This window comes from Caulobacter sp. AP07, assembly GCF_000281955.1.
In the GTDB taxonomy this organism is placed as follows: Bacteria; Pseudomonadota; Alphaproteobacteria; order Caulobacterales; family Caulobacteraceae; genus Caulobacter.
On the sequence record NZ_AKKF01000241.1, the window covers coordinates 25,871 to 32,869 of the forward strand.

The 6,999-nt window shown below is 71.1% G+C and carries 7 protein-coding genes; 2 read left to right on the forward strand and 5 right to left on the reverse strand.

Translation table 11 applies throughout. The features are described from left to right. Positions 1-49: 49 nt before the first annotated feature. Complete coding sequence (locus PMI01_RS21750; protein WP_007674300.1) at positions 50-1,252, forward strand: acetyl-CoA acetyltransferase; 1,203 nt, start codon at positions 50-52, stop codon at positions 1,250-1,252. A gap of 51 nt (positions 1,253-1,303) precedes the next feature. Beyond that, complete coding sequence (locus PMI01_RS21755) at positions 1,304-2,419, forward strand: DUF3089 domain-containing protein (protein ID WP_007674302.1); 1,116 nt, start codon at positions 1,304-1,306, stop codon at positions 2,417-2,419. A 117-nt stretch (positions 2,420-2,536) separates the two neighbouring features. On the opposite strand, the gene PMI01_RS21760 is transcribed toward PMI01_RS21755, so the two are convergent. From PMI01_RS21760 to PMI01_RS21780, 5 genes are all read right to left on the reverse strand, one after another. Next, positions 2,537-2,899: a DUF6285 domain-containing protein gene (locus tag PMI01_RS21760; protein WP_007674313.1), complete on the reverse strand. Its 363-nt coding sequence runs from the start codon at positions 2,897-2,899 to the stop codon at positions 2,537-2,539. After that, on the reverse strand, positions 2,896-3,873 hold the full coding sequence (locus PMI01_RS21765) for a phosphotransferase family protein (protein ID WP_007674314.1): 978 nt from the start codon (positions 3,871-3,873) through the stop codon (positions 2,896-2,898). Before PMI01_RS21765 ends, PMI01_RS21760 begins: the two co-directional genes overlap by 4 nt. A gap of 58 nt (positions 3,874-3,931) precedes the next feature. Next, on the reverse strand, positions 3,932-6,007 hold the full coding sequence (gene recG, locus PMI01_RS21770) for an ATP-dependent DNA helicase RecG (protein ID WP_007674315.1): 2,076 nt from the start codon (positions 6,005-6,007) through the stop codon (positions 3,932-3,934). Between the two features lie 67 nt (positions 6,008-6,074). Then, positions 6,075-6,377 (reverse strand): hypothetical protein, encoded by a 303-nt coding sequence (locus PMI01_RS21775; RefSeq protein ID WP_007674316.1) that lies wholly within the window; start codon positions 6,375-6,377, stop codon positions 6,075-6,077. 62 nt (positions 6,378-6,439) lie between these two features. Then, positions 6,440-6,999, reverse strand: a 560-nt coding sequence (locus tag PMI01_RS21780; protein WP_035037706.1) for an amino acid ABC transporter ATP-binding protein, incomplete at its 5' end; no start/stop codon positions are given.

Below are 6,999 nucleotides of genomic sequence, written 5' to 3' on the forward strand. Positions count from 1 at the left end.
ACCCGATCAATACGACCTCCAAGCCGACCGGACACTAGGGAGCACCACCATGGCCAAGGGCATCCGCGACAAGGTCGCCATCCTGGGGATGGGTTGCAGCAAGTTCGGCGAGCGCTGGGACGCCGGACCCGACGACCTGATGGTCGAGGCCTATGTCGAGGCCATGGCCGACGCCGGGATCGAACCCAGCCAGCTGGACGCGGCCTGGTTCTCGACCCATGTCGACGAACTGGGAACCGGCAAGGGCGGCACGCCGCTGTCGATCGCCCTGCGCCTGCCCAACATCGCCGTCACCCGGGTGGAGAACTTCTGCGCCTCGGGCTCGGAGGCGTTCCGAGGGGCGGTCTACGCCGTGGCGGCGGGCGCGGCCGACATCGCCATCGCGGTGGGCGTCGAGAAGCTGAAGGACACCGGCTATGGCGGCCTGCCGGTCGGGGCGCCGGGCACGCTGGCCCCGCAGATCATTCCCAACGGCTCGGCCCCCGGCAATTTCGCCCAGCTGGCCAGCGCCTACCGCGCCAAGCACGGCGTGTCGCGCGAGGACCTCAAGCGGGCCATCGCCCACGTTTCCGTCAAGAGCCACGCCAACGGGGTCAAGAATCCCAAGGCCCACCTGCGCAAGGCCGTCACCGAGGAGCAGGTTCTGAACGCCCCGATGATCGCCGAGCCGCTGGGGCTGTTCGACTGCTGCGGGGTGTCGGACGGGGCCGCGGCGGCGATCGTCACCACGCCGGAGATCGCCCGGGCGATGGGCAAGCGCAACCTGACCATGGTCAAGGCCCTGCAACTGTCGGTCTCCAACGGCTACGAGAGCCAGTACAACGGCTGGGACGGCAGTCACTTCCACACCGCCCGCATCGCCGCCGGCAAGGCCTATCGCGAGGCCGGCATCGAGCGGCCGCGCGAGCAGATCTCGATGATGGAGGTGCACGACTGCTTCTCGATCACCGAACTGGTGACCATGGAGGACCTGTTCATCTCGCCCGAGGGCCAAGGTTGGCGCGACGTGCTGGACGGCTTCTACGACGCCGACGGCGGCCTGCCGTGCCAGATCGACGGCGGGCTCAAATGCTTCGGCCACCCGATCGGCGCGTCCGGCCTGCGCATGCTGTACGAGATGTACCTGCAGCTGCAGGGCCGGGCCGGCGAGCGGCAGCTTCGCGACCCGGTGTTCGGCATGACCCACAACCTGGGCGGCGCGCCGGCCAGCAATGTCTGCTCGGTGGCGATCATCGGCCAGGAAGGCGCCTAAGGCCGGTCAGTCCCTCGCGCGACTCCCGGAGTTCATGGTAACGCAGGGGCCATGAGCGAACGCCTCAAGGGTTTCAAACGCTGGATCTTCGCGGGGGCCGTGCTGCTCCTGGCGATGGTCCTGTCGGCGGCCTTCTACTGGCGTTACGACATCCTGCGCACCACCCTGGACCCCAAGGTGCCGTTCCAGACCTACGAGCCGCCGCCGGCTCCGGACTACGCCAAGCCGGCCGCCTGGGCGCTGCGGCCCGGCGCGGCGCTCAAGGGGCCGGCCGACGTGTTCTTCGTGCATCCCACCAGCTTCGATGGCGGCCGCGACTGGAACGCGCCCTACGACCAGCCCAAGGCGTCGCGCGACCTGGCCCGGGTGATGCTGCCCAACTACGCCGCGCCGTTCGCGCGGGTGGGGCGGATCTTCGCGCCGCACTATCGCCAGGCCAGCCTCTACACCTTCCTGACCCTGCGCGACGACGCCCGCGACGCCCGGCGCTTCGCCTATGACGACGTTCGCCAGGCCTTTCGCTACTACCTCAAGCACGACAACAACGGCCGGCCGATCATCCTGGTCGGGGTCGAGCAGGGCGGCATCCTGGCGGCGCGACTGCTGAACGAGGAGATCGCGCGCGACGCGGCGCTGCGCGGTCGGCTGGCCGGGGTCTATCTGATCGAGACCGTGGTTCCCGCCGACGAATACGGCCCCGAAGCCCCCGTGCCGGCCTGCGCGAGGCGCGACCAGGCCGGCTGCGTGGCGGCCTGGGCGTCGATGGTGGACGGCGACTTCCAGGAGGCCCAGGAACTGGCCAACCGTTCCCTGGTCTGGAGCGGCGGCGAACTGGTCACCCTGGACGGCCGCACACCGCTCTGCGTCAATCCGCTGCTGGGCGCCCAGAACGAGATCCGCGCGCCGGCCCGGCTGAACCTGGGCGCGGCCAACGCCACCGGCCTGGAATGGGGCTCGCGCCCGGCCTTGCTGAAGCGCCAGGTCTGGGCCCAGTGCGAGAACGGCCTGCTGCACACCGGCCGCCCGAAATCGACCTCGTTGCGGGATTCCGGATCCTGGACCGACCGCCGCAAGGTCGACGGCTTCAACCTGTTCTGGGCCGACCTCGAGGCCGACGCCCAGGCCCGGGTGGCGGCGCTGCGGGCGCGGGCGGCGGCGGTTCATTAAATCCGTCATCCCCCGACTTGTTCGGGGGACCCAAGCCACGCCGGCCGAGTCCGCTTGGGTCCCCCGCATAAAGCGGGGGATGACGACGTTGGGGTTCGGTTGATAAGGCCGGTGGGGTTATTGGACTTCCAGCGCAGCCAACCCCGAATAGCCCGGCTGGTCGATGGCGATCTGGTCGATGACACTGGCCCTCAGATGGGCCAGCACCGGCGGATCAAGGGGCGCCAGGCGGCCATCTCGCAAGCGGGCGCAGAGCTCCGCATTGAGGCTGGCGAAGTCACCTTCAATGCCCAGCAAGCCGCGCAGGCGTTCGGTCGCCGCCGTCTCCGCCGCCGGGCCCAGGGCCGCTTCCCGCTCCAGCGTTGCGCGGGCGTTGTCGGCCACCCGCGCCAGGAACGTCGCGCGACCGTCCTCCCCGGACGCGCCATCGAACGCCGCCAGGGCTTCGCGCAGCTCGGCCGCCGTCGGATGGGTGATCATCCCCGTCGCTCCATCAGCAGCACCAGGTCGATCTCGGCCTCGCTGGCCCGGCGGCCGATCATCGCCCGCTCGATCGAACGGTCGGCGCCCGTGGCGAAGCTAAAGTACATCATCAGGCACATGACGCCCCATTTCAGCGACCCCAGGGCCTGCCAGAACAGCAGCCGCTCCAGCGTCACCGGCGCGCCGCCGGCCGCCGCGTGGCCGTCCAGCAGGTCCTGGTAGCCGCCGAACCCGCCGACCGGCTGTGGCCACGCGCCGAACCGCCAGGAATTGACGCAGATCCAGCCCAGGTCCTCGGCCGGGTCGCCCAGGTGGGCCAGCTCCCAGTCCAGCACGCCGACCAGGCCGGCGCCGGGATCGATCATCAGGTTGCCGTTGCGAAAATCGCCGTGGACCAGCACCGGCCGCTCCAGCGGCGGGGCGCGGCCCTCCAGCCAGCGGAAGGCGGCCTCGAAGACCGGCCGCCGGGCGCCCAGGTCGCGATAGACCGCCTCGTAGCGCTTCAGCTCGCTGGCCGCGTCGGAGGTGGCCAGCGGCGGCAGGCCGTCCAGCGGCGTGGCGTGGATCGCCGCCAGCACCTCGCCGCAGCGCCGGGCCAGTCCGGGACGGACGCCGGCGAAGGCCGCGTCGCGGACGATGCGCTTGCCCAGGGTCTCGCCCTCCAGGCGGCCCATGACATAGGCCTCGCCCAGGCCGTCGCCGGGCGCGCAGACATGGACGACCCGAGGCACGGGCGCGCCGCTGGGGGCCACGGCGGCGAGCAGGGCGGCTTCGGTCGCCAGGGGCAGGGCGTTCTCGCCGGTCCGCGCCGAGGGCGGGCGGCGGCGCAGGATCAGCGATGTCCCGTCATCGAGCCCGAAAGCCCAGGTCTCCAGGCTGGCGCCGCCCGACAGCCGGCGGGCGTCGGTCGCCGTCGTCGCGCCGGGCGACAGGCGCGGGGCCAGGGCGGAGAGGGTGGTCGGAACATCCATGGTCGCCAGCCTCCGCCGCCTCACCCGGCGTCATGCAAGCCGACTTCGTCGACCTTGCCTAGCCCGCGTCGTTGAGGGGCGAAGCGGACTTCCAGTCGAACAGCTCCTGCAGGGTCCGCACCGCCTGGCCGCGCGGCGAGGTCAGGTCCGGGTCGCGGGCCAGGATCAGCCGGGCGTCGTCGGCGGCCACGGCGATCAGGTCGCGGTGGGCCACGGGGTCGGCCAGCCTGTAGGCCGGGAAGCCGCTCTGCTTGAGGCCCAACGGGTCGCCGCCGCCGCGCAGCTCCAGGTCCTTCTCGGCGATCTCGAAGCCGTCGTCGCTGCGGCGCAGGATGTCGAGCCGCTGCTGGGCGGTCTCCGACAGCGGCGGGTCGTAGAGCAGCACGCAGGAGCTCTCGCGCGCTCCGCGGCCCACGCGGCCCCGAAGCTGGTGAAGCTGGGCCAGGCCGAAGCGGTCGGCGTGCTCGATGACCATGATGCTGGCGTTGGGCACATTGACCCCGACCTCGACCACGGTGGTGGCCACCAGCACGCTGACCTCGCCGTCGACGAAGGCCTGCATGACCGCGTCCTTCTCGGCGACCGGCATCTGGCCGTGGACCAGGCCGACGCTGGGGCCGATGGCCTCGCGCAAGGCGGCGGCGCGGCGTTCGGCGTCGCGCAGGTCGATCTTGTCGGACTCGGCGACCAGCGGGCAGATCCAGAACGCCTGGGCCCCGCCCTGCGCCGCCGCCTTCAGCCGGGCGATGATCTCGGGGATGCGCGGGGTCGGCGCGGCGCGGGTGGCGACCGGCGTGCGGCCCGGCGGCTTCTCGTCGATGCGCGAGACGTCCAGGTCGCCGAACACCGTCAGCTCCAGGGTGCGGGGGATGGGCGTCGCCGACATGGCCAGCAGATGGGCGCCTTCCCCCTTTTCCTGCAGGCGCTTGCGCTCGTTGACGCCGAAGCGGTGCTGTTCGTCGATGATCGTCAGGCCCAGGGCCTTGAAGGCGACGTCGTCCTGGAACAGGGCGTGGGTGCCCACGGCCACGGCGGCCGAACCGTCGGCCAGGGCCGCCAGCTTGACAGCGCGGGGACCGCCCTTGTCGCGGCCGGTCAGCAGGATCACGGCCAGGCCCTGGGCCTCCAGGGCCGGAGCCAGGGTCTCGTAGTGCTGGCGGGCCAGGATCTCGGTCGGGGCCATCATGACCGACTGCAGTCCGCTGGAAGCGGCGTCGGCCATGGCCAGCATGGCCACCACCGTCTTGCCCGAGCCGACGTCGCCCTGCAGCAGCCGGCCCATCCGTTCGCCGCTGGCCATGTCGCCGCGCACCTCGGAAAGGGCGCGGATCTGGGCGCCGGTCAGGCGGAAGGGCAGGGCCTTCTCGGCGGCGTCCGACAAGGCGCCGGCCCGGATGCGCGGTGCGGGGTGGGCGCGCTTGGCCGCCTTGCGCTGGGCCAGGGCCAGCTGGTGGGCGAGAAGTTCGTCATAGGCCAGGCGGCGGCGGGCGACCGACATCGGCGACAGGTCGATCTCGGCCTGGGGGCCGTGCAGCAGCGCCAGGGCCTCGCGCCAGGCCGGAAAGGCCTCGCGGGCCATCCAGGCCGGATCCTGCCATTCGGCCAGCGGCGCGGCCCGTTCCAGGGCCTCCAGGGCGAACTTGCGGAAGGTGCGCGACGGCAGGCCGGCCGTGGCCGGATAGACAGGCTCGATCGGCGGGATGTCGCCGGCCTTGTCGGCGTCCAGCAGGTAGTCGGGATGAGCGACCTGGATCTCATTGCCGAACCGCTCGACCTTGCCGCTGGCCGCCCGGCGCGCGCCGACCGGATGCTGGCGCTCCAGGTGCGGGCCGTGGCCCTTGAACCAGGTCAGGGTGACGAAGCCGTGCTCGTCCCAGGCGCGGATGCGCCAGGGCTGGCCCGGCCGCTGCGGCGGCAGGTGGGCGTCGATGGTGACGATGAAGGTCTGGACCTGGCCATCGACGGCGCGGTCCGAGGTGGTGGCGGTGCGCCGGATCAGGCCGGTCGGCGGCGTGAACAGCACGTCGCGGACGATCGGCCCGGCCAGCCGCTCGACCAGCGGCGCGACGCGCGGCCCCACGCCCTTGAGCGTGGAGACCGGCGTGAACAGCGGAAAGAGAATCTCGGGGCGCATTGGGCTTCACCATAGCGAAGCGTGCGTCGGATGTGGACGTAGCCGATGCGCGGAAAGCGAAAGGCGGCTACTCGCCCCGGTTCATCACCGGTTTGAGCGCCGTCAGGATGTCCTGCAGTTCGTCCGAACGCGACGCGCCCGAGACGTTCAGCCGGGTGTAGAGATACTCGGCCTTATGTTTCTGCGCGGCCTCGGGGAAGCGGTTGCCGGCCCCATGCAGGTTGTTGGCCTCGCCCGCATAGACAACCGTCCCCCCCACGTCGAGGAAGACGAAATTGCCAGCGATCGTCGTCCGCGGATCACGATCCTCGGCGAGCTTGTAACGGTAGACGGCGCCCGATGCGCCTTGCAGATCGATATAGGGTTTCACAGGACCTCGCCTCACAGCACACGGCGTCGGCGGCGAGGAGGTGAAGGCCGCCGGAGGCCAAATTATGACCTTAGGCCGCTCACCTTGCTGAGGAATCGCCGCGTGCGTTCTTCCTTAGGCGAACCAAGCAGGTCTCCGGAAGGGCCTTGCTCAATTATAACGCCGTCATCCATGAAGATCGTACGCCCCGCGACGTCGCGCGCGAAGTCCATTTGATGGGTGACGATGACCATCGTGCGCCGCTCGACGGCCAGGTCGCGGATCACCGTCAGCACCTCGCCGACCAGCTCCGGATCGAGGGCCGAGGTCGGTTCGTCGAACAGGATGACCTCGGGGTCCATGGCCAGGGCGCGGGCGATGGCGCAGCGCTGCTGCTGGCCGCCGGACAGCTCGCGGGGATAGGCGTCGATGCGGTGGGCCAGGCCGACCTTGGTCAGCATGGCCCGGGCCTTTTCGAGTGCGGCGGCCGGATTCTGGCCCCGCACGGTGATCAGGCCCTCGGCGACGTTGCGCAGGGCGGTCATGTGCGGAAAGAGGTTGAAGCTCTGGAACACGAAGCCGACCCGGCCCTGGAGGGCGCGGGCCAGGGGCGGCTTGCCGCCGGCCGGGACGCCGGCCACGG